General features: G+C 62.8%; 20 protein-coding genes and 2 tRNA genes. 9 read left to right on the top strand and 13 right to left on the bottom strand.

Translation table 11 applies throughout. The features are described from left to right. Positions 1-9: 9 nt before the first annotated feature. From IPM12_09645 to IPM12_09630, 4 genes are all read right to left on the bottom strand, one after another. Positions 10-2,367 carry an AAA family ATPase gene (locus IPM12_09645; protein ID MBK9148060.1) on the bottom strand — a complete coding sequence of 786 codons (2,358 nt, stop codon included), beginning with the start codon at positions 2,365-2,367 and terminating at the stop codon, positions 10-12. 173 nt (positions 2,368-2,540) lie between these two features. Then, positions 2,541-3,755 carry a T9SS type A sorting domain-containing protein gene (locus tag IPM12_09640; GenBank protein MBK9148059.1) on the bottom strand — a complete coding sequence of 405 codons (1,215 nt, stop codon included), beginning with the start codon at positions 3,753-3,755 and terminating at the stop codon, positions 2,541-2,543. Next, a complete protein-coding gene (locus IPM12_09635) occupies positions 3,752-6,016 on the bottom strand; it encodes a CotH kinase family protein (GenBank protein MBK9148058.1) in 2,265 nt (754 codons plus the stop codon). The genes IPM12_09640 and IPM12_09635 overlap by 4 nt, the downstream gene beginning before the upstream one ends. Then, the gene (locus tag IPM12_09630; GenBank protein MBK9148057.1) at positions 6,016-7,506 is read right to left on the bottom strand and encodes an aryl-sulfate sulfotransferase; all 1,491 of its coding nucleotides are present in this window, start codon (positions 7,504-7,506) and stop codon (positions 6,016-6,018) included. Before IPM12_09630 ends, IPM12_09635 begins: the two co-directional genes overlap by 1 nt. Before the next feature lie 268 nt (positions 7,507-7,774). Between IPM12_09630 and IPM12_09625 the strand changes: the two genes are divergently transcribed. Beyond that, positions 7,775-8,554 (top strand): SOS response-associated peptidase, encoded by a 780-nt coding sequence (locus tag IPM12_09625; GenBank protein ID MBK9148056.1) that lies wholly within the window; start codon positions 7,775-7,777, stop codon positions 8,552-8,554. Here IPM12_09625 and IPM12_09620 read toward each other — a convergent pair. Next, positions 8,518-9,126, bottom strand: coding sequence for an aminodeoxychorismate/anthranilate synthase component II (locus IPM12_09620; protein MBK9148055.1), 609 nt, complete (start codon positions 9,124-9,126; stop codon positions 8,518-8,520). The two genes, IPM12_09625 and IPM12_09620, sit on opposite strands and share 37 nt — an antisense overlap. 140 nt (positions 9,127-9,266) lie before the next feature. Here IPM12_09620 and IPM12_09615 point away from each other — a divergent pair, with 140 nt between their 5' ends. Then, positions 9,267-11,618, top strand: a complete 2,352-nt coding sequence (locus IPM12_09615) for a hypothetical protein (GenBank protein MBK9148054.1) — start codon at positions 9,267-9,269, stop codon at positions 11,616-11,618. Here IPM12_09615 and IPM12_09610 read toward each other — a convergent pair. Together IPM12_09610 and IPM12_09605 are read right to left on the bottom strand one after the other, a co-directional pair. Next, the gene (locus IPM12_09610; GenBank protein ID MBK9148053.1) at positions 11,578-12,447 is read right to left on the bottom strand and encodes a hypothetical protein; all 870 of its coding nucleotides are present in this window, start codon (positions 12,445-12,447) and stop codon (positions 11,578-11,580) included. The two genes, IPM12_09615 and IPM12_09610, sit on opposite strands and share 41 nt — an antisense overlap. 23 nt (positions 12,448-12,470) lie before the next feature. Continuing rightward, positions 12,471-13,154: a response regulator transcription factor gene (locus IPM12_09605; GenBank protein MBK9148052.1), complete on the bottom strand. Its 684-nt coding sequence runs from the start codon at positions 13,152-13,154 to the stop codon at positions 12,471-12,473. 247 nt (positions 13,155-13,401) lie between these two features. Here IPM12_09605 and IPM12_09600 point away from each other — a divergent pair, with 247 nt between their 5' ends. After that, positions 13,402-14,709, top strand: coding sequence for an alkaline phosphatase D family protein (locus IPM12_09600; protein ID MBK9148051.1), 1,308 nt, complete (start codon positions 13,402-13,404; stop codon positions 14,707-14,709). Between the two features lie 113 nt (positions 14,710-14,822). On the opposite strand, the gene IPM12_09595 is transcribed toward IPM12_09600, so the two are convergent. Next, a complete protein-coding gene (locus IPM12_09595) occupies positions 14,823-15,302 on the bottom strand; it encodes a MarR family transcriptional regulator (GenBank protein MBK9148050.1) in 480 nt (159 codons plus the stop codon). A gap of 296 nt (positions 15,303-15,598) precedes the next feature. Here IPM12_09595 and IPM12_09590 point away from each other — a divergent pair, with 296 nt between their 5' ends. Next, complete coding sequence (locus IPM12_09590; protein ID MBK9148049.1) at positions 15,599-16,336, top strand: hypothetical protein; 738 nt, start codon at positions 15,599-15,601, stop codon at positions 16,334-16,336. Positions 16,337-16,342: 6 nt separating this feature from the next. On the opposite strand, the gene IPM12_09585 is transcribed toward IPM12_09590, so the two are convergent. The 3 genes from IPM12_09585 to IPM12_09575 form a co-directional block, all read right to left on the bottom strand. Beyond that, positions 16,343-16,783: a DUF983 domain-containing protein gene (locus IPM12_09585; protein MBK9148048.1), complete on the bottom strand. Its 441-nt coding sequence runs from the start codon at positions 16,781-16,783 to the stop codon at positions 16,343-16,345. 44 nt (positions 16,784-16,827) lie between these two features. Next, positions 16,828-17,496: a peptide-methionine (S)-S-oxide reductase MsrA gene (msrA, locus tag IPM12_09580; protein ID MBK9148047.1), complete on the bottom strand. Its 669-nt coding sequence runs from the start codon at positions 17,494-17,496 to the stop codon at positions 16,828-16,830. Positions 17,497-17,602: 106 nt separating this feature from the next. Continuing rightward, a tRNA-Gly gene (locus IPM12_09575) sits at positions 17,603-17,675 on the bottom strand. 131 nt (positions 17,676-17,806) lie between these two features. Between IPM12_09575 and IPM12_09570 the strand changes: the two genes are divergently transcribed. From IPM12_09570 to IPM12_09560, 3 genes are all read left to right on the top strand, one after another. Then, entirely contained in the window at positions 17,807-18,493 is a 687-nt protein-coding gene (locus tag IPM12_09570; protein MBK9148046.1) for a response regulator transcription factor, read from the top strand. Between the two features lie 34 nt (positions 18,494-18,527). Further along, positions 18,528-18,602, top strand: a tRNA-Pro gene (locus IPM12_09565). A gap of 289 nt (positions 18,603-18,891) precedes the next feature. Further along, positions 18,892-19,083, top strand: a complete 192-nt coding sequence (locus IPM12_09560; GenBank protein ID MBK9148045.1) for a hypothetical protein — start codon at positions 18,892-18,894, stop codon at positions 19,081-19,083. Positions 19,084-19,296: 213 nt separating this feature from the next. Here IPM12_09560 and IPM12_09555 read toward each other — a convergent pair whose 3' ends face one another. Continuing rightward, positions 19,297-19,701 carry a hypothetical protein gene (locus tag IPM12_09555; GenBank protein ID MBK9148044.1) on the bottom strand — a complete coding sequence of 135 codons (405 nt, stop codon included), beginning with the start codon at positions 19,699-19,701 and terminating at the stop codon, positions 19,297-19,299. A 145-nt stretch (positions 19,702-19,846) separates the two neighbouring features. On the opposite strand from IPM12_09555, the gene IPM12_09550 reads away from it, so the two are divergent. Together IPM12_09550 and IPM12_09545 are read left to right on the top strand one after the other, a co-directional pair. After that, positions 19,847-21,286 carry an MBOAT family protein gene (locus IPM12_09550; protein MBK9148043.1) on the top strand — a complete coding sequence of 480 codons (1,440 nt, stop codon included), beginning with the start codon at positions 19,847-19,849 and terminating at the stop codon, positions 21,284-21,286. After that, the gene (locus IPM12_09545; GenBank protein ID MBK9148042.1) at positions 21,286-22,248 is read left to right on the top strand and encodes a hypothetical protein; all 963 of its coding nucleotides are present in this window, start codon (positions 21,286-21,288) and stop codon (positions 22,246-22,248) included. Before IPM12_09550 ends, IPM12_09545 begins: the two co-directional genes overlap by 1 nt. 209 nt (positions 22,249-22,457) lie before the next feature. Here the strand turns inward: IPM12_09545 and IPM12_09540 are convergent, their stop codons facing one another. After that, on the bottom strand, positions 22,458-25,151 hold the full coding sequence (locus IPM12_09540; protein ID MBK9148041.1) for a DUF11 domain-containing protein: 2,694 nt from the start codon (positions 25,149-25,151) through the stop codon (positions 22,458-22,460).

The raw sequence follows: 25,151 nt of genomic DNA, 5'->3' as shown, positions 1-25,151 counted from the left end.
ACCAACCCGTCACGCCTCGTCGCCGGCCTCGCGCTTCACCCAGGACTGCACCATGCGCAGTTGCCCGTAGCTGAAGCGGTTCTCGAAATAGCCCTGAGCGGCATTCAGCCCTTCGGTCGGATGCTCGCGCATCCAATCGGCGATGAGGTCCCGTTCGGCCTCGGGCATCAGCTTGCCGATTTCGAGCACTCCTTCGGCGATGCCGCGCGCGAAATGCCCTTCGATCGTGCTCCTGGCCAAGGTGCGCTTGGCCGCGATCTCCTCCACTGTGAGGCCCTCCTTGGCCAGCTCAAAGGTCACGTTGTACGTATTGCTGACCTCAGCCTTGCTCCGGCGCGGCGCACGGACGTAATCGGGATGATCACGGTTCTTTCTTGTCAATGGCCGAATCGAAGGGTCGCTGTCGCCGTGAGAAAGGTCATCAGCGCTTTCGCGGCGTTTCCGCTTCTTCCCCGTCCTTCCCTTCGGCCTGTTCTCCTGGGCCCACGCGCGCACCTCGCCGACCATGGCCGCTCGCTTGTCGGTGAGGGCCTGCTCGAGGTCCTTGAGCCGCAGGATCTCTTCTCCGTTGAGGATGCAGCGCGTGAGGTAAGCAACCTTGGCCAAGGCGGCGATCCGCTTCATCAGCATGCCGTCGATCTCCTTAAGCGCATTGGTGTACTCCTTGGTGCGGCTCAGCAGCTCGGCTTGCGCCATGTGCTGGAAGAGCGCTTTCATCCGGTCCTGCAGCAGATCGCCATAGTAAGCAGCGCCCTTCTCGATCCGCACGAGCAGCTCCTCGCGCTTGTCCTCATGCAGCAAGCGGATCAATTGGTTGCGGAACTTCCGCGTGTTCTCCTCTTCGCTGCGCAGCTTCTCCTGCAGGATGCGGAGCGCGGACTTCATGCTCTCATCCTCGAACTGCGCGGTCTCGGGATGGTCCTTCTGCGTCCACTCCAGCTTCCGCAGCAGATCAGCCAGGTCGAAGGTGCCCATGAGCAGTTGCTGCAGGTACTCGCGCTGCCTGGCCTTCAATTGCGCCGGCAGCGGTTCCTGCCGCTCCCCACGCTCCGTGAAGGCCACCACCTCCTTGTCCGTGCTCACCACGGCAGGATTGATGCGCGTGCGCAGGATCAGCCCATCGAGCGAGCGCAGGCGGGAGAGCGCCACGTACACCTGCCCCGGTGCGAAGGCCTGGCCCACATCGATGATGGCTTTGCTGAAGGTGAGGCCCTGGCTCTTGTGAACGGTGATGGCCCAAGCGAGCTTGATGGGATACTGCTCGAATGTGCCGATCACCTCCTCTTCCTGCTGCTTGGTGCTGGCGTTCACCACGTAGCGCTTGTTCTCCCAGGTCTCGCGCTTCAGGGTGTACAGGCCGTCGCCGAGCGCATCGCCCACGCCATCGTACATGCGCACGGCGATGCTGTCCTTCTCCAGCTTCTCCACGCGCGCCAGTTTGCCGTTGAAGTACCTCTTCTCGGCATCGTTCTTCACGAACATCACCTGCGCGCCTTCCTTGAGCTCGATGCGCTCGAGCACGGGGTACATGCCCTGGGGGAATTCGCCCATGACCTCCGCCTCGTAGCTGTGCGCCTTGCCCGGCAGCTTGCGGAGCGCTTCCTGATTGATCTCGTCGGCCTTATAGTTGTGCGTGGTCAGGGTGATGACGCCCTCGTTCCCGGCTGGCGCATCGGCGGCTCGATGGTGCGCATTCAGCTCATCCACATCCGCCGCCTGCACCGTGTTGTTGCGCAGGTTGTTGAGGATGCGGATGAAGCGGTCGTCCTGCTGGCGGAAGATCCTATCGAGCTCGATGTGCGCGTAGCCATGCTGCTTGAGGACCTGCGCCTCGAAGAAGAACATGCTCGCGTAGTAGCGCTGCATCACGCGCCACTCATCGTCCTTCACCACCGGCGGCAGCTGGTACAGGTCACCGATGAGGAGCACCTGCGCTCCCCCGAAGCTCTGCCCGCGGTTCTGCCGCACGGTGCGCATGCGGTGATCGATAACGTCGAGCACATCCGCGCGCAGCATGCTCACCTCATCGATGATGAGCAGGTCAACCTCGCGCAGCACGTTGCGGCGGATACTGTTCAGCGGATGGCGCCGCGTGAGCGTGTCCTGGTCATGGAAGGCTCCATCGGGGATGTCGAGGGGACGTTGGCGCTCAGGCAGGAAAGCGCCGAAGGGGAGCAGGAATTGGCTGTGGATGGTGACCCCGCCGGCGTTGAGCGCCGCGATGCCCGTTGGAGCCAGGATCACATAGCGCTTGTGCGTGCTGGCGGCCAGCTTGTGCAGGAAGGTGGTCTTGCCGGTGCCCGCCTTGCCCGTCAGGAAAACGTGGCGGTTGGTGCTGTTGACGAAGCGCGCGGCCAAGGCGGCCATCTCGGTTTCGACATGGGCGTCGCCTTGGGGCTTCGTCGGATGGCTCACTTCGCGATGAACGGAAGCGCTGGCATCATGCGGGAAGGGCATTCATTCGGCTTGTACGGAACGGCTCCGGGGGTCACTGACGCGAAAAGCGTCAACCGGCACGGGCGTAAAATAGGGCTCGTCCATTACCGCTCCACCGCGAAGCGCGCCGCCTCGTTGCCGATGCGCACCAGGTAGATACCGGCATCAAGCCCTGAGACATCGAAGCGCCGCCGCTGGCCCGAAGCCTGCTCCGTGCGGATCAACCGCCCGGCGGAATCGCGCACTTCAACCGTTGCATTCACGGCTGGGGAGCTCAGGTTGACCTCCACGAAAGAGCTGGCCGGGTTCGGGAACAGCATGAACGACGGCGCGGCCCGCTCTTCGATCCCGATGCCGATGCCACTGATCTCCGTGAGGCCGGTGCTGGTGGCCACCCAGATATCGCCTTGGGCATCCATGGCCAGCCGGCGCACGTTGGGGCCGGCAAGCCCGTCGGCTTCCTCGTATTGCGACCATGCATTGTTCGCGTAAACGCTCACGCCGCCCTCGGTCACGAGGTAATCCACATACACCGCGGCCCACACCCGGCCCGCATTGTCAATGAGCACGTCGGTCACCGGGTTCAGCTCATCGGGCGGCGGCAGCTCGAAGAAGGCCTCGTGGTCAACGATGTGCGTGTTGGCAGCGCTGAGCACGGAGATGCCATCGGCAGTGCCCACCCATTTCTCCTGGGCACCGTTCACTGCGATGCTGCGGATCCGATTGCTCAGCAAGCCTTGCGTGGTCGTGATTGCCGTGAACGTGCTGCCGTTGTAAACCAGCACGCCGCCCAAGCCTCCGCTCAGGAGCACATCGTCATTGCCGGCGAAGGCGATGTGCGTGGTGCCGCCGAATGGGATGCTGGGCGAGCCGAAAGCCGTGAACGCGCTGGCGCTGAACCGCGTGGCACCGTTGATCGTGGCGAGCCACACATCACCGTTCGGCGCCTGTTTGATGTTTTTGATCTCGTTGTCGCTGAGGCCGTTGGCCGTGGTGTAGTTGGTGAAGGTGCTGCCCTGGAGCACGCTCAGGCCGAAGTCGGTGCCGACCCAGACATCGCCATTCTCGAGCACCTCGATCGCATAGGTGTCGTCGTTGAGGAAGGTGGGATGCGAGCCTACGCTGTAGGAATTGAAGGTGGACCCATCGAACGAGGCGATCCCTGATGCCGTGGCCACCCAGATCTTCCCGTCGGGCCCCACGGCCACATCGCGCACATCGGCGTTGGGCAGGCCCTGTCCGGTGCCCCAGGTGGTGAAGGTCTGGCCGTGCGCGGGCAGCAGCGCAAGGAGGACGAGCAGTGCGAAGAGCTGTTTCATGGGATGATGATGAAGGGTTTGCTGAGGATCGCGTCGCTGAAGACGGCGCGCAAGGTGTAATGGCCGGATGGCAATCCGTAGGCGTCCACTTCGACGAGCTGGCGGCTGCTCCGTTTGATCGGCCCGAGCATTCTCCGCCCATCGGCGCGGACGACCTCCACTTCGTAATCGCCATCGCGGTCGATGAAGGCATGCACGGTGGAGCTCGCCGGGTTGGGCCATATCTGGAAGGCCGCATCAACCTCATAACCCGGCAGCACCAAGTTATAGCCCTTGAAAGTGGGCGCCATGCGGGTGAATCCGCCGGTGCCGTTGGGCGATCGCGCCCAGGAATAGATCGGGTACTGGGGCCCGAAGGCGACCTGATCGATGATGTTCTCCGCGTCGTAGGCGAGCAGCAAGGCCTCCCCTTCTGCATCGAGCTTGAAGCTCGCGTGGTAGTCATCCACCCACTCACGGTCGTCGGCCCAGATGATGAGGTACTCGCCGGGCGCGAGGGTGAAGGCGGGCAGGGCCCATTCCTGCGGATCGGCCGCATCGTCGCTCAGATGCAATCCGGCGGTGCTGATGGTGCTGCCGCCCGCATTGAAGAGCTCGATCCAATCGCCGGTGGCGCCAGAGGCATCCGGCTGGACGCGATTGTCGGCCATGAGCTCATTGATCACCAGCACGCCCGGCTCGATGCGCGTGAATACGCGATGAGTCATGTAGGCCGCTCCGCGAGGGCTGAACTCGCCGGCAGTGGCGTTCTCCGCATAGATGTAGTACTCGATCAGGTTCGTTTCGGCCGTGATGACCGCACCGTAGGTTCCGTCGCCCGCTGCCCCATCGCCATGCGCGCCATCGTCGAGCAAGGCGGCCTTCGCGAAGCGCCCAGCGGAGCCGAAGCGGTACGCGATGAACGCGGTGTCGCATCCGGAGATCGCGCAGGTGATGGTGAGCTGCTGGCCCGTGCCGATGTCACCCGGTGAGTGCTGCGGCGCGCTGATCACCGGCTGTCCCGTGAAACCGGGAACGCCCTGCATGTAGGCGATCCGGCCATTCATGAGCTGCGCAAGGCCGGGATAAGCGATGGTGAAGCTCACCTGGTCGTTGAAGTTGTCGAGGAAGCCCTGATAGCTGTAGAACTTGTTCGTGTCGGCCTGCACGTGCGGATCGATCAGCGCGCGGACCTGCTCCCCCAGCTGCCCTGCGGTTCCGCTTGCCACCTGGTCCTCAAGGATGGCGCGGATGTGCGCGAGGTACATGCGCCGGTGCCTGGGGGCCTCGAACAGGCTCCGCATCAGAGGCCGCTCCGAGACGCTCACGCCGTTGTAGTGGCTCAGCGGGTCGATGCTCATGGCCTGGTTCACGCTGAAGCCATTCCAATAGGTGCTCGCATCAGAGAGCCGGAAAGCGCCGAAGCTCATGTTCATGTCCCATGGGATCGTGTTCCACAAGCCCTCGCGGTCACGGTACAGGTAGTAGTTCTGGGCATAGCCCACGTAGCTGTCGAAGTTGATGAGCGCATAGTTGAGCGCGTGCATCCAAAGGGCGCGGTCCACGTTCAGCACGCTGTCGATCCGCTGCGGCTGCGTATTCAGCGCCTCGATCAGCTCGAGCAGATGGCCCCAGCCGGCATCGCTCTGCAACTCATAGATCCCGGAATAGGCTGCGCTGTCAGCGCCGGGCGCATCGCTCAAGTTGCAATTGTCACCGGTAAGATCGACCGTGGGCGGATTGCCCTTGAAGAAGCTGCCGTCATTCTCGCCGAAATGCGCGCGAAGGAAATCGTTGCCGACATCCTCGGTGATCACGTAGAGGCCCTGGAGCGTGTCGTTCACGAAGACGTTGGCATAGCTTGCCCGTGAGGCCGGCATGTACTCGCGCGCGATCGCGTACGTGAGCACTTCGCGCAGGAAGCTGGGATCCTGGAACACGTTGCTGAGCTTGATCTTCTTCTGGCCCTGGTAGTCCTGGCCGCTCACCGTGTGATTGAGATCGATGTTGAAGGGATTCTTGATGCGGCCCGCACTGTAAGAGCTATAGCCCTTGAAGCGGATGCCGCAGCCCGCGAGCACGGTGCCGTCGATGGAGACATCGCCTACGAGCCGGCCGTTCTGTCCTTCGGTGTACAGGTCCTCGAGGCGGGTGCGCCAATCCGCCTCCTCGAATCCGATACGGATCTCATGCACGGCACCGAGGTCGAAAAGCGGCGATTGCGGCCGCGCTAGGAGCGTGGCCGCAATCGCCGTGATCGTCAGCAAGGAACGCGCTCGCATCAATGCGCCACAACCAGCCTTCTGGATTGCCTTTCGCCTGTTCCGTGCTCCAGCGCAACGGTGTACACGCCGTTGGGCAGGTCGCTCACATCAATGGTCCAGCCGGGCACCGTGCGCTTCACCTCCCTGCCGCTGGCATCCAGCACCACGAATGCGCGCAGGGCCTCCACGTTGACCCCTTGCAGGCTAACCTGAGCCTGCGCAGGGTTCGGGTGCAGGCCGAATGCCGCCTGCCCCTCAAGCGTCGGCGCATCGGTGGTGATGCCGCAGGGATCATTGAGCAGGTTGATGATGCCCGGATGGTCGCAAGTGTAGCGGAAGCCCTTCTGCGGGCCTGCGTTGTACTGCCATACCACCGTATTGCTGCTGTTCACCTCGTACATGTACTGCTGGGATACCGCGCAGAAAACATTGCCATTGGGCATGAGCTCGGCTGCGCTCTGCCCGCCGGAATTGGCCAGGCACTGGTGCCGGAAATCGTGGATGGCAGGCCCCCAGACCGTACCGGGCGTCCAGGGGTAGTTGAAACCGTCCATCGTCGGATTGATCGCATCGACAACCGATGAGTTGCCTGAGCCGCCGCTGTTGTTGAAGAAGGAGATCCAGCCCTCCATGGCGCCGCCCTTCACCCACTTGGGATCGTGCACGGCGGCCGTGATTCGCTGGGTGCCCGTGACGCCGTAGTTGGCCGGCTTGCCCCATCGGAACAGGAAATCGCCGCCGCGCCCGCCATTGCCGCCGGTGTGCCCTGCTGCCTCGGCCGTGGTGGTGCTGTGGTCGATCACGAAGATCTCGCTCAGATAACGCGCGCTGAACACGATCTGGTCGAGCTCTTCGTTATAGTCGACCCCGTTCTCGTGGAACCAATCAATGGCGTTGCCCCCACCACCGCCCGAGATCGCCACATTGATATTCATGCGGTGCGGATTCTCCCCGATGGTCATGTAGTTCGGCTTGCTGGGATCAACGTACTGGATGAACCTGTCCTGCATCTCCCATTGCCACACTACCTGAGCCGTGCTGCCCGTGGGTTGGATCTCAACGATGCGGCCAGGGTACTTGGCTGAACTGCCAGTGTATCCCAGGGCTTGGAGCTGAGCCAAGGTTCTTTTGACGTAAGCCAAGAGCAGCACATTGCCGTTGGGCATCAAGCAGATGTCGTGGTGCTGCACATGATCGGCGGTGGAATAGATGAAATCCCAGACCACCTGTCCTTGCGGATTGAGCTCCTGGATCCGACCGCCCACCGCTGCGGAACTGATCTGGTTGCCGCTGTTCACCGCGCTGCGCACCAGGTTGCCATTGGGCTTCAGCGCCATGGCATAGCTGAAGTTGGTGGGGCATGTCCACGTGTAAGCGATCTGCTGGTTGGCATTGATCAAGCGCGCCGTGGTCTGGTTGCTCAGGTTGTACAGGGCGAAGCCATCGAATTGGGCCGCCCCCCCTAGAGCCGAGGCCATGAGCGAGGCGAGCACGCAGGTTCGGAGCATGATATGGTTCATCAGGTTGGTTCAGGTCGCGACCCAGCCACAAAGGAAAGCTGGGTTAATGCTGGGTTCACGCAAAAATCACATTCGCTCCGATGCCGGCCAAGGACATTGGTTCAACCATGGAGCCGCAGCGATGAAGCCGATTCGCTGAACGACCGAAATGAACCGATGGATCAACGGCCGTCCTGATCGGGTCTGGAAGCGACGATGCCGCACCGCTCCGTAAACTTGGGCATCGCCGTGGCCTCAGGGCCGTGGCCGACACTGGATGTGCTACGGAGTGAAAGCCCGCACGGAGATGAGCCTGCGGATCGCCAAGAGCCGCGGCAACGCGCAGGCGGCCGAGCGGCTCGCTCGCCTCTTGCAGCCCTTCCCTGAGCTCGACCTGCATTTTGCCAACGCCTTCGCACACCCGCGCTTGGTCGTTTACACCGGTGCGGCGCCGCACGATCCGCAACTGGCCATCTGGGGGCTGGTGCCAGCATGGACCAAGAACGACTCCCAGCGCCTGCAGCTTTGGAACCAGACGCTGAATGCGCGCGGCGAGAGCATCTTCGAGAAACCGGCATTCAGGGATTCGGCGCGTAGCAAGCGATGCCTCGTGCACATCGAAGGGTTCTATGAGCACCATCACCTCGGCAGGAAGGCATACCCGTATTTCATCCGGTTGAAGGACCGCGCCCACTTCGCGCTGGCGGGCTTGTGGGAGCAATGGACCGATCCAGTGAGCGGGGAATCGCAGCTCACCTTCAGCATCGTCACCACCGAGGCGAACGACCTGTTGAAGCGGATCCACAACAACCCCAAGACCGCCGGGCCTCGCATGCCGGTGATCCTCACCGATGAAGAGGAGGGACTTTGGCTGGCACCGATCAATGGCGCAGCGGACATGGAGGCCATCATCCGACTGATCAGGCCCTACCCCGCCGATGCCATGATCGCCCATCCGGTCAAACCCTTGCTGGGGAATGAAGGTGCCGGCAACTCGCCTGGGGCCAGCGAGCCCTTCGACTATCCGGAGCTGGCGCTCGCTGATCCGCTGGCTTGAGCAGGGCCCGATTCTGCCAGCCAATTCCTGATGATACGCGGTCCGTTCGGCGTGAGCACGCTTTCCGGATGGAACTGCACGCCGCAAGCCCCATAGTGCGCGTGGCGAACGGCCATCACCACGCCATCAGCGCTCCGCGCGGTCACTCTCAGGGTTGGCGGCAGGCTCGCCTCGTGAACCGCCCAACTATGGTAGAGCCCCACCTCAAAGGAAGCAGGCAATCCGCGGAACAATGGATCAGCCGGCCCCACCGGTTCGCAGCCCACCGCCACACCGTGCATGACGAGCCGCTGGTTCACGAGCGTCCCGCCGCAGCAATCCACCAACGCTTGCATGCCCAGGCAGACCCCTAAGATCGGATGCGTGGGCAGCAGTGCGTGCAGCAGCGGCAGGGTGATACCTGCCTCGGATGGCAGGCCAGGCCCCGGTGAGATCACGATCCGCTCGTAGCGCGAAGCCTCCTGCACCGTGATGGCATCGTTGCGCGCCACCACCACCTGCGCATGCACCGCCAGCAGATGGTGCAGGTTCCAGGTGAACGAATCATAGTTGTCGAGCAGCAGGATGCGCACGTCCGGGCGGATAGAGCCGCCAACCTAGGCACCGCAAGCCGATCACGGGCCTCCATCCACGTGATCAGGTTGAAGGAAGCTGACCCAGCGGACAACACGCGCCGCGCTGGTCGCGTACTATTGGCCGAACAACAACGTCCATGACCGCGCGCATCGCCCTTCGCTCCTGGTGGCGGCGCGTGCTCTATTTCTTCCCCTTCCAGCTGCTGCTGCTGCACGCGAAGAAGAACCACCTGCTGCTGCTGGCCTGGCTGGTGCTCTTCGCTTACGTGACCGAGAGCCTGGGCGTGAAGTACGGCGTGCCCTACCTCTTCCTCTTCCCGGAATACTTCGGCCGGGTCGATTTCCTCTCGCACCTGATCACCGGCTTCGCCCTCGGCGGGTTCATCACGGCCTTCAACCTGTACAGCTACGTGATGCATGCGTACCGTTTCCCCTTCATCGCCACCATCGCGCGGCCCTTCCTCAAGTTCAACGTCAACAACGCCCTCATCCCGGCGCTCTTCGTGCTCACTTACCTCTGGTGCGCGGCACGCTTCCAATACACCCAGGAGCTGGTGCCCATGCCGCGCGTGCTGCTGCACCTGCTGGGCTTCATGGCGGGCATGCTCGGCTTCCTCGGACTGGCCCTCCTCTACTTCACGCGCACCAATACCGACATCGTGAAGCTGCTTGGCCGCCCCGCCGACGAGTACCGGCCGGAGGAGCCGCTCATGGACATCCTGGGGCCGCAGCACGATGCACCGCCGGTGCGCAAGAGCGAGCGCCGCAAGGCCATGCGCTGGCTGCGACGCCAGCAACGAGCCGAGAAATGGCGCGTGGAGACCTACCTCACGCCCCGGCTCCGGATCATGCTGGCTCGCAGCAGCGCCCACTATGACCAGGAGCTCCTCCGCGACGTGCTCTGGCAGAACCACATCAACGGCACCATCTTCGAACTGGTGCTGGTGCTCACATTCATCCTGCTCGGTGCTTTCAGCGAGGTCGCGCTCTTCGCCATTCCCGCTGGGGCCAGCGCCTTCCTGCTCTTCACCATCGTGCTCATGCTGGTGAGCGCCCTCTTCAGCTGGTTGCAAGGATGGACCGGCACGGTGATCATCGCCGTGATCATCGGAATCAACTTCATCAGCCACCGCACCGAGCGCTTCCTGTACGACACGCATGCCTACGGCCTCGACTATGGCGCTGCGCCTGCCCGGTACGAGCGTTCGGTCATCACCGGCCTTGCGAACGACACCGCTGCCGCCGGTCGCGACGCGCGTGCCATGATCGACGTGCTCGAGCGCTGGAAGGCCGCCAACATGCGCTTCGCCGATGCCACCGGCAAGCCGAAGCTCTTGATCATCAACACCAGCGGCGGAGGCCTTCGCAGCATGCTCTGGACCTACCGCAGCCTGCAGGTTGCGGACAGCATCCTGGGCGGCACCTTGATGCAGCGCACCGCCCTGATGACCGGTTCCTCGGGCGGGCTGATCGGCGCGGCATACTACCGCCAATTCGAGTGGGCCGAGCGCGGGCGCGGCGCCAACGAGCGCTTCAGTCACGCGGTGCTCGACGAGATCAGCGGCGACATGCTCAATCCGGTGGCCTTCAGCTTCGTCACCAACGACATGTTCATCCGCTACCGCAGCTTCAGCTATGGCGGGCACCGTTACACGCGCGACCGCGCCACCGCCTTCGAGCGCAGGCTCAATACGCACACGCGCGGCATGCTCGATATCCGATTGGGTGCCATGGCCGAGGCCGAGCGCCAGGGGCGCACACCGCTCCTCGTAGTGAGCCCCACCAGCATCAACGATGGGCGTCGCTTGGTGATCGCCGCCCACGACGCCGCCTTTCTCACCAGCATAGCCCCTCAGGCCCGCGTGCAGTCCGAGAGCCAGGCCGAAGCCATCGAATTCCGCAGGCTATTCGCCGAACACGCCCCGGACAGCCTCAAGCTCAGCAGCGCGCTTCGCATGAGCGCGAGCTTCCCGTACATCACGCCCGTGACCACGCTGCCGAGCCAGCCGCCCATGCGCGTGATGGACGCCGGTGTCCGCGACAATTACGGCTACCGGGTGACCATGGCCTGGCTGAGCGCATTCAAGGCTTGGATCGAGGCGAACACCAGCGGCGTGGTGCTCCTTCAGCTGCGCGACACCCAGAAGCAGCTCGAGGTTCAGGCGAGCAGCGGTTCGCTGCTGGGACGCGCGATCGACCCCATCGGCAGCGTGTACGACAACTTCGTGCGCGTTCAGGACCAGGATTACGACCTGATGCTCCGGCTCCTCGACCCCGCGGGCCGCGCTCCGCTCGAAGTGATCGATGTGCAGCTCTGGCACGATGCGGATGAGCGCATATCCCTGAGCTGGCACCTTACCCGGGTCGAGCGCGAACGGGTGCTCCGATCGGTGCACGGGCCAGTGAATGCGGCGGCGTTCGCGCGACTTCAACGCTTGATGAAGCCGATCAGCCGGTCCGCCCCCGATGCCACCGCACCAGCCCGCTGAGCGGATCACGCTCAACGCCCAGCAGTTCCATCCCGTGATCGAGCAGGCAGGCCGAAAGGATCGGGCTGAAGCCCCATGCCACGGATCCCGTGGCGCGCACCACAGCGGTCTGGTCATGCCCATGGAACGGCTTAAAGGCCTCGATGAAGGCCTGGAAGCGCGACATGACCAGCTCGCGCACGTACGGACCATCGGACAAGGGTGCCAGCTTCTGCGTGTAGGCGGCCAACGCACGCGAGGGAAAGGCCGAACGATGAACGGCATCGAGCACCTCACGCAGATCGGGGCCATCCGGGCCGAAGAGCTGCTCGCGAAGCGCCTCGGGCATGCGTCGGTAGAAGGCATCCTGTAGGAGCGCACGCCCGATGTCAGCGCCGCTGCCTTCATCGCCGAGCACATAGCCCAGTGATGGGAACGGCTGGTGAAGCGCGGAGCCATCCCACCAGCCCACGCTCGAACCGGTGCCCAGCACCATGATCAGCCCTTGATCGGCGCCCCAAAGGCCGCGCGCCGCCCCTTCCAGATCGGTGCGCACCTCGATCCGGGCCGATGGCCAGAGCTGGCGCAGCGCCGATTCCATGCGCGCGGCGCGCTCAGGAGTACCGCATCCGGCGCCATATGCGGAGATTCGATCCGCCTCCAGCGCTCCCGGCAGCCGGCCCTGCAGATAGGCCTCAATGCCTTGCGCGAAAACGGCCGCATCGCCGCTCACCGGATTGTACCCTGGCATCGATTCGCCGGGGAACGGCACCACTGCATCGTTGCCCGCGCCTTGCAGCAGCGCCCATCGCGATGAGCTTCCCCCGATCTCCGCAATGAGCTCCCGCATGCGGCGAAGTTGTGACAGGGCCCTTAGATCCCCTCGTTGAAAAGGAAGTGATTGGGACTGGCCAAGCCGTTCTTCACGGCGAAGAGAACCACGGCGGCTGTGCTGTTCACGCCCAGTTTCTGCATGATGTTCTTGCGGTGGGTGATCACCGTGTGCGCGCTCAGATGCAGCTGCTCCGCGATCCGCGTGCAGGATCTCCCCTCGGCGATCAGCCCGATCACCTCGCACTCGCGCTTGCTGAGCACCATCGGCGCGCAGGTCATGGGCTCCTCTGTGAATCGATCCGCGTCGTGCCCTGCACGGCGCAAGGTCTCCAGCACCTTGCCGCAGAAGAAACGCTTGCCTTCGGCAGCGGCCTGCACAGCATCGCGGATCTCCTGCAGGTCGCAATCCTTCTTCACGTACGCGGTGGCGCCCGCCTTCACGGCGCTCATCAGCATCAGGGCCGAAGGCTCGTTGGTGATGGCCACGAATCGCGTACGGGGTGACCGCTTCAAGCCTTCGCGGATGTCGCGTGCGGCGAATGCGTAGGAACCCGGATCGATCAGCGCCACATCAGGACGATGCCTCACCAGCAAAGCCTTGAGCGAAATCGGGTCGCGCGCTGAGCCGAGCACCTCAACATCCTCGACCAAATCGAAAATGCACCGCAGCCCTACAAGGGTGAGTTCGCCAGGATCCGCCAGTACGAGCTTGATTCGCTTCATTCCTCTTTGGAATCATTCCAGATTGGGGGCGAATGTACCCGTTGCTCGCGCAGGTGCTGCTCCCTTGGCCACACCATCGCAACGGCTCCTTCAGCGTTCGCCCGAATGCGACACGGCCTACGCGAGGCTGCTGAGTTGTTGCGGGGCAGTCCAAGGCCGAGGATGAACCTGAACGAACCACGCGATTCAGTTGCGATGCCCCTGCTCCCAGCAGTGGCACGCCCGATCGCCCTCCTACCTTGCCCCCATGCGCCGAATCGCTTTCCCGATCGTGCTGCTCACGAGCGGAACCGTGTGCGCCCAGCCCCCCATCAATGGTCCCATGCTCGGCCATGTGGACATGCTGGCCGCTGCGGTATGGATGCAATGCCAAGGGCCCTGCTCTGCGCTGATGGAATATTGGAAGGCGAGCAGTCCGGATAGCGTGATGCGCACACCCGTGCTGGATAGCGAGAGTTGGCAGGCCCACTGCCTCGACTTCAACCTCGACGGTTTGGTGCCGGGCACGGATTACCGCTATCGGCCCATCGTGAACGGCGAACCCGCCCTGACCGAGGCACTTTCATTCAGGACGCAGCCCTTGTGGAAGCACCGGGGCGACCCACCGGCCTTCAGCGTGGCGCTAGGAAGTTGCGCGTACATCAACGAGCCCGACTACGATCGTCCGGGCACACCCTATGGTGGCGGCTATGGGATCTTCGGCGCCATTGCCGCCAAACAGCCGGAGGCGATGCTCTGGCTCGGCGACAACATCTACTTGCGGGAACCGGATTGGGGAACACGCAGCGGCTACCTGCACCGATACACCCACACGCGTTCCACCCCGGAATTGCAGCAGCTCCTGCGCATCGGCGGGCACTACGCCATCTGGGACGATCACGACTTCGGGCCCAACGATGCCGATGGCTCCTGGATCAACGGCGCCGTCGCGCTGGAATGCTTCGACCTTTTCTGGCCCAATCCGACCTGCGGTGCGCCGGGCGTTACAGGTGCGGTCACCTCTTTCAGCTACGCCGATGCCGATTTCTTCCTCCTCGATGACCGCACGCACCGGACCCCCGCCAATCTGAAGACGTCGCCCACGGCGCTGCTCGGCGAGGCGCAGATCGATTGGCTCATCCGCGCCCTCAAGTACAGTGATGCCGCGTTCAAGGTGGTGGCCATAGGCAGCCAGGTGCTGAACAGCGCGGCCATCTATGAGACCTACGCCAACTATCCAGCCGAACGCGACCGTCTCCTGAAGCGGATCGAGGAAGATGGTATCCGCGGCGTGGTCTTCTTAACCGGCGACCGCCACTTCACGGAACTGAGCGCCATGGAGCTGAAGGATGGGCGCAAGCTGTACGACCTCACCTGCTCACCGCTCACCAGCGGGGTCCATAGGCCGAAGGAGACCAACGTGCATCGAGTGGAGGGCACCTTGGTGGAGCAGCGGAACTTCGCCACGCTCAGCTTCAGTGGCAAGCGCAAGGAGCGGGTGATGACGATCCGCGTATTCGACGCCGAAGGGCAGTTGCTCTGGGAGCGGCCCATCAACGAGGAACGGAAGCCGTGAGGCTCCAAGCCTGAAGGTTGAAGCGCGTTGCCGGCCCTTTGCAAGAGCGCGCGTCAGGAGAGCGCCTGGCGTCCGCAATCAATCTCATCTGAACTTGACCATGGAGGGCGAGCTCACCCGCGCCACGCGTCGAGGATGCGGTTGATCGATAGGGCGTCGGCCTCATTCAGGCCTTTCAGGAGATCCTCGAATCCGCCTTGATCCTGGGCATCGATGCGCGCGAGCAAGGCGAGGCCCTTGGGCGTGATGCGCACATAGATCACCCGGCCGTCCGAATCACAGCGTTCACGCTTCACCAGTCCTTTGGCAATGAGCTTGTCGGTGAGGCGGGTGGCGTTGGGCGCGCGGTCGATCATGCGCTCCTTGATGCTCTGCGCCTTCATGCGACCGCCTTCGGACTCAATCGCATGGGCTGGATCCATGGCGCCGCGCAGGATGCGCAGGATGTTGTACTGCTGTGCACTGATGCCGTAGGGCTTGAAGCGCAGGGCTTGGAGCGAGCGGATCCAATTGGCGGTGGACAGCAGGTTGAGCATGGCCTTCTGCTGCTCACTGGTGAACCGGCTCTTCAGCTCGCGATCGATGCCCGGCATGGTGGTTCGGCTTGCGTCAGCGAATGTAGGCGGGCATCCGCTCTCAATTCGCGCAACCATTCCTGCGCTTTGGCCGATTCCGAGAACCGCGGATGCGCAAGGCCAGAAGACGTGCTGCCTGATGCCGCTGGCTTGCGCATCGACCCTCCCACAGACCGGAATCCGTCCTCATCCCTGACCATCGGTGGACGCACGCAGCGGGATACTCGAGCAACGGGCACGGACCCTCTTGGCACCGAAGAAGGAACGATTGCCCTTGGCCCCGCTCTAATTTGGCGCCCCGAACGAACATTGCCATGCGATTCGCCGCACTCTGCTCCATTGCCCTGCTCGCCTCATGCAACGGCAGCACCGATGACCCCACCACCGTCACCGCCGACCAGCAGAGCACCGCGCCGGTGCCCAACGCCACCCCGCGCGATGCCTGGCAGAAGCCCGAGGTGCTGATCGGCATGATGGGCAACATCGCGCACCTCACGATCGCCGACCTCTTCGCCGATGATGGCTACTGGACCTTCAAGTTCATCGCTGCCGGCGCGAACGTCATCGCGGTGGTGAACGATGCGGACAAGGCAGCGGCGCTCGAAGCGAAGAAGAAGGAGATGGGCCTCGGCGACGACCGCCTGCGCATCCGTGCCGTGCCGGTGGGGGATCCAGGGATCAAGAATGAAGAAGCCGACATGGCCTTCATCGGCCACCGCTTCGTGGGCATCCAGGACAAGACCGATTTCCTCAAGCGCATGCGCGCCGGCATGAAGTACCCGCGCTACCTGGTGATGGTGGAATGGCAGAACCGCCAGACCGCGATGGGGCCGCCCTTGAGCGAGCGCCTGCCATCGGACCGGATCATGGACCTGGTGGGCGAGCATTCCGAATACAGCGACGTGGGCGCGCACTCCGATAAGATTCCCGATCAGGTGGTCTTCCTGATCAACGACTATATGGACCCAGGCGGAGGAGGACAGATGATCGATGCCGAGCAGATGCCCATCGAGGGGGCGGAAGGCGAGACGATGGAGGTGAACTACGAGTGAGCGCGGTCACCCGCGGGAAGGCCCATCGGAAGCATTGGTCCGCCCAGCGGCATAGCGATGCTCGGCCTCGGTGATGGCAACGCCTTTGTAGCGCATGAAGAGATTGGCCCAGGTGGTCTTCGAAACGGCGTAGAGCCAAGGGCCAAGGACCACCAGGCCGACGGCCACCGACCCGGCCTTCGCACCTACCGATGCCGAAGGCCAGAGCACGAGCGTGGCCACGAAAATGCTGGTCCCGGTGGCCACCGCGAGCGCGTAGGCCACGTACATGCCGCCGTAATAGAAACCCGGCTCCGGCGTGAACTTCCGCTCACACACCGGACATGCTTCGCGCACATCGCCCACCGTCGAGAGGTGGTACGGATTACGGTCCACGAAGAATTCGCCCTCCCGGCAATGCGGGCATTTGAACCGGAAGATGCTGTACGCCGCGCTGCGCTTCGACATGCCGCGAAGATCCCTTGGCTCCCGGTGCGGCATTGTGACTTCGCTCACTTGGGCTGCTTCAGCTTATCGGCGAAGACCTTGCGGAACTTCTCGAGCTTGGGGCGGATCACCATCTGGCAATAGCCCTGCGAACCGTTCAGCGCGTAGTAATCCTGGTGGTAATCCTCGGCCTTGTAGAAGATGCTGGCTTCGATAACCTCGGTCACGATCGGCGCAGGGAATGCGCCGCTGGCATCGAGCCGCTTCTTGAGGTCCTCGGCCACGTCGCGTTGCGCTCCGGTGTGCCAGAAAATGGCCGAACGGTATTGGGTGCCCACATCAGCGCCCTGCCGGTTGAGCGTGGTGGGGTCGTGCGTCTGCCAGAAAACCTCGAGGATCTCTGATAAGGTGACCATGGAAGGATCGAAGACAAGCTGCGCCACCTCGGCATGCCCGGTGGTGCCGGCGCAGACCTCCTTGTAGCCGGGGTTCTTCACGTGGCCGCCCATGTAGCCACTGGTCACGGAGAGCACGCCCTTCAATTCACTGAACACGGCTTCCACGCACCAGAAGCAACCGGCGCCGAGGGTGATGGTATCGGTGTTGGTTGCGGGAGCGGGATTCATGTCGGGATGGATGATGGATTCTGAATTGGCGGATGAGCAAGCAGCCAGCAGGTGGAGCACCAGCAGCAGTGGTGCGAAGCGCGAATGGCGACCTTGGATCGATTTCATGCGTTCAAGCGTTCGCACCGTTGGTCGCCAATAGGATGCATGGCCTGACTAGGAGGGCTTGGGTCCCTTTTTTGAATTGAAAGGCCCCAAACAGATTGGGGCCTTGAGCGGGAAACGGGATTCGAACCCGCGACCCTCAGCTTGGGAAGCTGATGCTCTACCAACTGAGCTACTCCCGCTTATGGCCGCGAATGTAGCGCGAGCGCACCACCAAGGACGCTGGAGCACCCAAGGGCCTTAACCTACATTTGATCGCGCCTTAACACGGTTGCCGACCTCACCCGGCACCTTTGCCGCCAGCAATCCGCACATGGCTGGAACACTCAATCCCAAAGTACTCCTGGTGGACGATGAGCCGGATATCATCGAACTGCTGAAGTACAATCTCGAGCGCGAAGGCTTCGCGGTTTCCAGTGCATCGAACGGGCACGATGCCATGAAGGTGGCCAAGGCCGTGCGGCCCGATCTGATCGTGCTGGATATCATGATGCCCGGCATGGACGGCGTGGAGGTTTGCAATCAGCTCCGGCAGCTGCCCGAATTCAAGAACACGATCATCACCTTCCTCACGGCGCGCGGGGAGGATTACACCCAGATCGCGGGCTTTGAGGCCGGCGCGGATGATTTCATCACCAAACCCTTGCGGCCCAAGGTGTTCGTGAGCAAGGTGAAGGCCCTGCTGAAGCGCACCAGCTCCGAAAGGCCCGACCAGCAGTACATCGAGGCCAACGGGGTGCGGGTGGACCTGGAGAAGGTGGTGGTGAAGGTGGGTGAGCAGGAAATGCACCTTCCGAAGAAGGAATTCGAGCTGCTGGTGCTGCTCATGAGCAAGCCCGGCAAGGTGTTCAAGCGTGAGGCCATCTACAACGAGGTGTGGGGCAGTGAGCTCTTCGTGGGCGACCGGACCATCGACGTGCACATCCGCAAACTGCGCGAGAAGATCGGCGACGACCGCATCCGCACCGTGAAAGGGATCGGCTACACCTTCGAGGCCTGAGCGCCCCCGTCTATATTTGGCCCCCTTTCCAGTTCGGGGTGTAGCGCAGCCCGGTTAGCGCGCGTCGTTCGGGACGACGAGGTCGGTGGTTCGAATCCACTCACCCCGACAAGAGCCAAGCTCTGATGACGATGTCATCAGGGCTTTTCTTCAACCAGGTGGGCCAAGCGCGGCACGGGCGAGCGCGGCTAGCCCGGAAGCCCACCCATTCACGGATCGCCCTACTGCAGGGAGGAGCCATGGACCATGGTCATCGAGCCCCGGATCGAGGCGGCGGCGGGTTCCCCGTCGCGCTAGCTCCCTTCCTCTTGCGGTCACGGCCTTTCCTCGAATCGGGTGGTTCCGGCTTGGGCGCAAGGCATCCCCATAGGCCTGTACTTCGTCTACTACCTGGAACCATGTCACGCACGTATAAAATAGCGCTCATCCTGAAGAGCAAGAGCAGCTTGCCCGTGTACAAGGACCTGGCGAAACTCAGCGACCGCGAACTTGACGAGCAAGTGCATGCCCTGATCAGCCGCATGCGCGCCAACGAGAGTCCCGTGATCGCCCGCATGGTGCTTCGCCAGCCCACCTTCAGCCTAAACTGAGGCGCCGGCCTCCAGGCTCGCAATGGCTGTTCGCGGCCGCGTCTATATTTGGCACCGACCCGGACCATACCCGGACCGCGCCATGAGCGACCACCAATTCGAAGGTCATTTCCCTGAAGAGGCCGAACAGAACGAGATCGGCGGCCCTGTGCTCTTCGCCCTGATGATCCTGGGCATGATCGTGCTGCTGATCTGGGCCGCGAGCTGACCGGCTCAGTTCTCCCGGCGCGCGATGTCGCCAGAGCGCTCCAGGTACTCGTCGCGGCGCACCAGCATGAACCAATTCTCGCCCAGTTCCAGGAAGCCCTGCTCGAAGCAGAACACGTAGGTATTGCCAGCCTTGGTGCGGTGCGTGTTGGTGTGGTAGGTGAAGGTGTAGCCCTTCTCGATCAGCTTGTCGCGATGCACCTTGGTCTTGCCCTCCGGCCCGGTGTTCAGCTCGGATAGGATCCGCCGGTTGCGCTTCAAGGCATTCACCACGTTGCGCACATAGTTGATGGGCGCGTTGTTGGTGTGGTAGTGATAAAGGTTGCGGCAGGCATCGCTGCAGAAGCGCTTATCGGTGCGCCCCGCGATCTTCTCCCCGCACTCCAGGCATACGCGTTCAACGGCAGGCATGGTCCGAAAGTAAGAGCCTATTGGGAATCTCCCCTTTAGGGTGGGGGGTGGGCCGAGGCCCGCCCCGGCCCACGCCCCCATTCTCGCCTAGCCTGATCCCGGGGCTTTCGGCCATCTTTGGCCGCATCATCGCATTCCGCCGGGCATGCTCTTCAATTCGCTCGATTTCGCCGTCTTCCTGCCGGTCGTCTTCCTGCTCTATTGGCTGGCCGGCGGCACGAGCCTCGCGCGCCGCAACCTGATCCTGCTGGCAGCCAGCTATGTGTTCTACGGCTGGTGGGATTGGCGCTTCCTCTCCCTGCTCGCCTTCAGCACCGTGGTGGACTATGCCGTGGGCCGTTCTTTGGATCGCGCGGAAGAGCCTTCAAGGCGCAAGGCCCTGCTCGCCACGAGCCTGGTGGTGAACCTCGGCCTGCTGGGCTTCTTCAAGTACTTCAACTTCTTCGCCGCTGAATTCGCCAGCGCCTTCACCTTCCTGGGCATGCCCATCGCGGCGGCACGGCTCGATATCATCCTCCCGGTCGGCATCAGCTTCTACACCTTCCAGACCCTGAGCTACTCGATCGATGTGTACCGGAGGCAGCTCGCACCATCGCGGGATCCGGTGGCCTTCGCGGCGTACGTGAGCTTCTTCCCGCAGCTCGTTGCCGGACCGATCGAGCGCGCCACCAACTTGCTGCCGCAATTCGCCGTGCTCCAGCGCTTCGACCGGGCCAAGGCCGCCGACGGATTGCGCCAGATGCTCTGGGGCCTCTTCAAGAAGCTGGTGATCGCCGACAACTGCGCGCTGGAGGTGGACCGCATCTTCGGGCAACATGAAGCCATGGGCGGCAGCACGCTCCTGCTCGGCGCGGTGCTCTTCGCCTTCCAAATCTACGGCGACTTCAGCGGATACAGCGACATCGCCATCGGCTGCGCACGGCTCTTCGGCTTCTCGCTCATGCGCAACTTCGCTTTCCCCTACTTCTCGCGCGACATGGCGGAATTCTGGCGCCGCTGGCACATCAGCCTCAGCACCTGGTTCCGCGACTACCTGTACATCCCGCTCGGCGGCAGCAAGGGCGGCCGGTGGATGGCGGTGCGCAACACCTTCATCATCTTCCTCGTCAGCGGCTTCTGGCACGGTGCCAATTGGACCTTCATCGCGTGGGGCGCGTTGAATGCGCTGTACTTCCTGCCATTGCTGCTGCGCGGGGCCAACCGCCAGCACCTGGAGATCGTTGCTGCCGGGCGCAGGCTCCCCACGCCGGGCGAGGCCTTGCGGATCGGGTTCACCTTCCTGCTCACCTGCATCGCCTGGGTCTTCTTCCGCGCGGCGGATCTCGATCAGGCCTTCGACTATCTCGCGGGCATGCTCTCTCCTTCCCTCTTCCACCGGCCCGTCTTCGAATACGCGCCGCTCCCGTGGCTCATCGGCTTCTTCGTGCTGATCGAATGGATCGGACGTGAGCAGCAGTTCGCGTTGGAGCGCCAGGGAATGCGCTGGCCCTGGCCGCTTCGCTGGGGCTTCTATGCGCTGCTGATCGCGGTCATTGGCATCTACATGGCCGTGGGCGAAGTGCCCTTCATCTACTTCCAGTTCTGATGCGCGCCCTCCTCCCCTTCCTGCTGCGCGTGCTGGGCTTCGGCCTGTTCACCGCGGCCCTTTACCCGGTGCTGCTCACCCTATTCAGCGTCGCATTGCCCAATGCCTACACGCCGAATATCCGTTACCCCTTGAATGGATACGGCCACCAGCGCACACGGATGAAGGAACTCGCTCAGCATCCACCCGTCGATATCGTGTTCATGGGCAGTTCGCACGCCTACCGAGGCTTCGATCCGCGCTTCTGGCTGGAGCATGGCTACACGTCCTTCAACCTCGGCTCCTCCGCGCAATCCTTGCTGCAATCGGAGTTGCTGGCGATGGCCCATCTGTCCCGGTTGAAGCCGAAGCTGGTCATCGTGGAAGTGCATCCGAACCCCTTCCGGTCTGACGGCATCGAGTCCGCAATCGATATGATCGCCAACCGGCCGATCGACGCGCATACTCTAGGCATGGCGCTGCGCTTGCGCGATGTGCTCACATGGAACGCCCTCGCCTATGGCCTGGTGAGGCAAGCCACTGGTGCCGATGAACGGCTGCCGGAAGCGCGGGTCCGCGGCATGGATGCCTACATCGATGGCGGCTTCGTGGAGCGCAGGTCGGGGAACTTCGATCCGAAGGGGAGCCTGAAACGCGAGCCGGTGGAACCGCTGCCGATACAATGGAATGCCTTTGAGCGGATGCTGAAAGCTCTGCGCGAGGAAGGCGTGGAGGTGATCCTCGTTGAGGCGCCGATGACCCGCTGGTATTATGAGAACGGCTTCTCGGACCACGACGCATTCGAACGGCGCATGGCAGCGAGCGGGCGGTACATCAACATGAACGGGAAGGTGGAACTCTCAGACAGCCTTCACTTCTTCACGAAGGGGCACCTGAATCAGGCGGGCGTGGAGCTGTTCAATGCAGCGCTGATCGATACGCTGGAGCGGCGCGGCTGGCTGCCAGAGCCGAGGCTCCCGTGAGGGGCTAGGCCACTACGCGGGCGAGCGCGAACGAGGCCACGGCCAGCAGGGCGAAGAGGAGCATGCTGGTGCGGATCAGGGCGGAGCGGTCCGAGGTGCGGGTCTTGCTTGCCGAAGGCACGGTGCGGTCCATGGTGCGGGTCTTTGGGTAAGAGCACTCCAATGACGGGCGGCAAGGAAATGGTTGCTTGTGCCGGTCAATTCTTCACTTAAGGCAGTTGCTCATGTCGGACCGCGGTAGGCACCGAGCCCCCGATGGTCTGCAGGATGATGTCGCGGTCGTTGTTCGTTCCGACGTACTTCAGCTGTCCATCGAGGTTCACGTCCGTCCCATGATAGGAGCCGCTCACCACCGTGGTGGGCGTGCTGCCCCCTATTGCAGTCAGGATGGGGTCACGGTCATTGTTTGAGCCGACATACTTCACGATTCCGTCAAAATTGATGTCACCGCTCCAAAGCACCATGCGGGTGCCCACGGCTTTGCGCGCGCTGGTGCCATAGGTGGCCGTGGCCGGAACCGAAAGGTCCACCAGCGTGGCCGTGCTCGTGTTCAAGGTCACAGCGGCATTGGTCATGGCCCCCAAGTGGTTGCGGTGCCGGATGGCGATCCGGTAGTTGCCATTCCCCTGGCTGAACGTGATCGGACCGGTACCATTCGTGGCCACCACATCCCCATCGCGCTGCACCAATGCGCTGCGCGTGGCCAGCACCGAATAGGGCGACGTGGCACTGCGCAGTTCAACCACCACCCAATCCACGATGGCGTTGTCGCCCGTGACTGCCAGCACGGCCGGTGCAACGCTCTCTCCCCCACCGCCGACATGGTTGTAGCCGAGTGCACTGTATGGTTCGGCGAGCGGAACCAGGCCAGCGGTGCGCAGGCCATCGTTCATACGCTGCGTGGCCTGCACGTATGGGCCACCGAGCAGCACGCGCGGTGCCACCAGCGCGCCTGGCAGAGGCACTACAAGCACGCTCGGCTCGGTGATCACCGGCGGGTTGAAGTCGAAGTAGATGTTGGCGATGTTCTCGATCTCATCGCCGGGCAATAGCGGCAATCGCGGGCGGATACGGAAACCGACGAGGCCGTGGCTGCGCGGCTCGTTGATGTTGCTGTCGGGCAGCAGGATGCTCGGGAAGTAGAACTTCAGTGTTCCTTCGCCGTGTAATTCCCACGAGAACGTGTGCGAGGCAGCTCCCATGACGATGCTTCCCGGATCAAGATTGGCAGGCAGCGTGTCGGTGATCACCACATGGAAGGCCGTGTCCGTCCCGGTGTTCTGGAAGCGGATGGTGTAATCGATCCACTCGTCGTCGTTGATATCCCAAACATCGGTGCTGCCGCTGCTGGTATAGGCGAGCTTGTCATTGGGGTCGTATGCGCCGGTGATGGTGCGCAGGTTGGTGGCGCTGTTGTTGGCCGGGTTGCCGTCTGAATTGGTGGTGGAAACGTTGGCCGTGGCCATCAATTCATAACCCAGCAGTCCCACATCGGGCGGTACCTGGAAGCTGATGGTGTAACTGCGCGACTGCCATGCCGTGAGTTGGGCTTGGTTCCACGTGATGGTGTTGCCGCTTACACTGCTGGGGGTGGGCGTGGCGGAGAGGTAAGTAAGGGTGGGGTCGAAGGTGAACGTGACCGTGGTGGCGCCGCTTGCCGCTGGGGTCAGGTTGCGCACGTTGATGGCGTACTGGAATTCGAACCCAGGCCGGGCAGCACCGCTGCTGAGCATGGCTTGCACATCAAGGCCCACCAACGAGGTGTCCGGCAGGTTGCGGGTGACGATGTTCGGTGATGCGGCGATGGTGAAGGGGATCGGGCCACCGGCACAATGCTCGGCCAGCTGGGTGCTTTGCTGGGTCAAGGTGTAGTTGCCGAAGGGGAGTATCAGCGAATACGCTCCCGACCCGGCCGTGGTCGCGTAATAGGGCCCCGGCAACACTTCAATGATCTGCCCCGGCGCGAACGGTTCGTTCGACTGCCTGGTGCAGTTCTCGTTGTAATCCACGAAGGCCTGTCCTTGCACTCTGCCGCAAGTGGGACCCAGGTCGGGAATGGTGAACAAGAGCTCATCGTAACACTCGGGGCTTTCCCACAGTCCGATGATGCGCTGCCTGAAGCGGTAATCACCCGGAGGGAGTTCGTTGAGCTGTATCGTACCGGGGTTCGGCCCCAACCACTGCCCATTGCCAGGCGCCACTATCATCTGTTGGATGCTCACATTCTCCAGCGTGTAACTGGTCTCGGTGGCGTTGGTGCCGCCGTAAGCGATCGTGATGCTGCCTGTGTCGAAGTTGTCGCAGGAGCCCTGGATATTGAGGATCCCCAGCACCGGCCATTGGACCGGACCAACAGGAGTTACAGGCCATTGGCCCGTGCATCCATTGCCATCCTGGAAGGTTATGTTGTAGGTGACCCCGGGAGTTCCCGGCACGGCGCCCAGGTAGTTCGTCCAATTTTCGAACGGGTTGACCACATCCATGAACTCGCCGTTCAGGAAGTACGGTGGTGGACCCCATTGAACCATGCTCAGCTCGGGTACGATGATGATGAACGGCGCATCCGGATACACCCCGGGACAATACGGCCTGGTGCCCCAACCCGAATAGTTGGGGTCCGAGTAGTCGATGGAGGTCAACTCGATCTCATCTGTCGCTTGGTCGCTGTTGCCATCGGTCACGGTAACGCTATAGGTACCGGCTTCCAGGTTCGATATCGTCTCGCTGGTTGCCCCATTCGACCACAGGAACGTGTATGGACCCACCCCTCCACTTGCATACGCGCTCAATTCACCATTGGCGCCGGTACACAGCGGTTGCCAGTTCACCGAGATATTCACGGTAACGGCTGCTGCGGTCAGGTGGCCGACCAAGCAGATAATGCTCAAGAGGATCTTGTTCAT

This window comes from Flavobacteriales bacterium, from assembly GCA_016716605.1.
Lineage (GTDB): Bacteria > Bacteroidota > Bacteroidia > Flavobacteriales_F > PHOS-HE28 > PHOS-HE28.
Note: the sequence above shows the minus strand (reverse complement) of the source record. Positions and strands in the feature narration are given on the sequence as shown.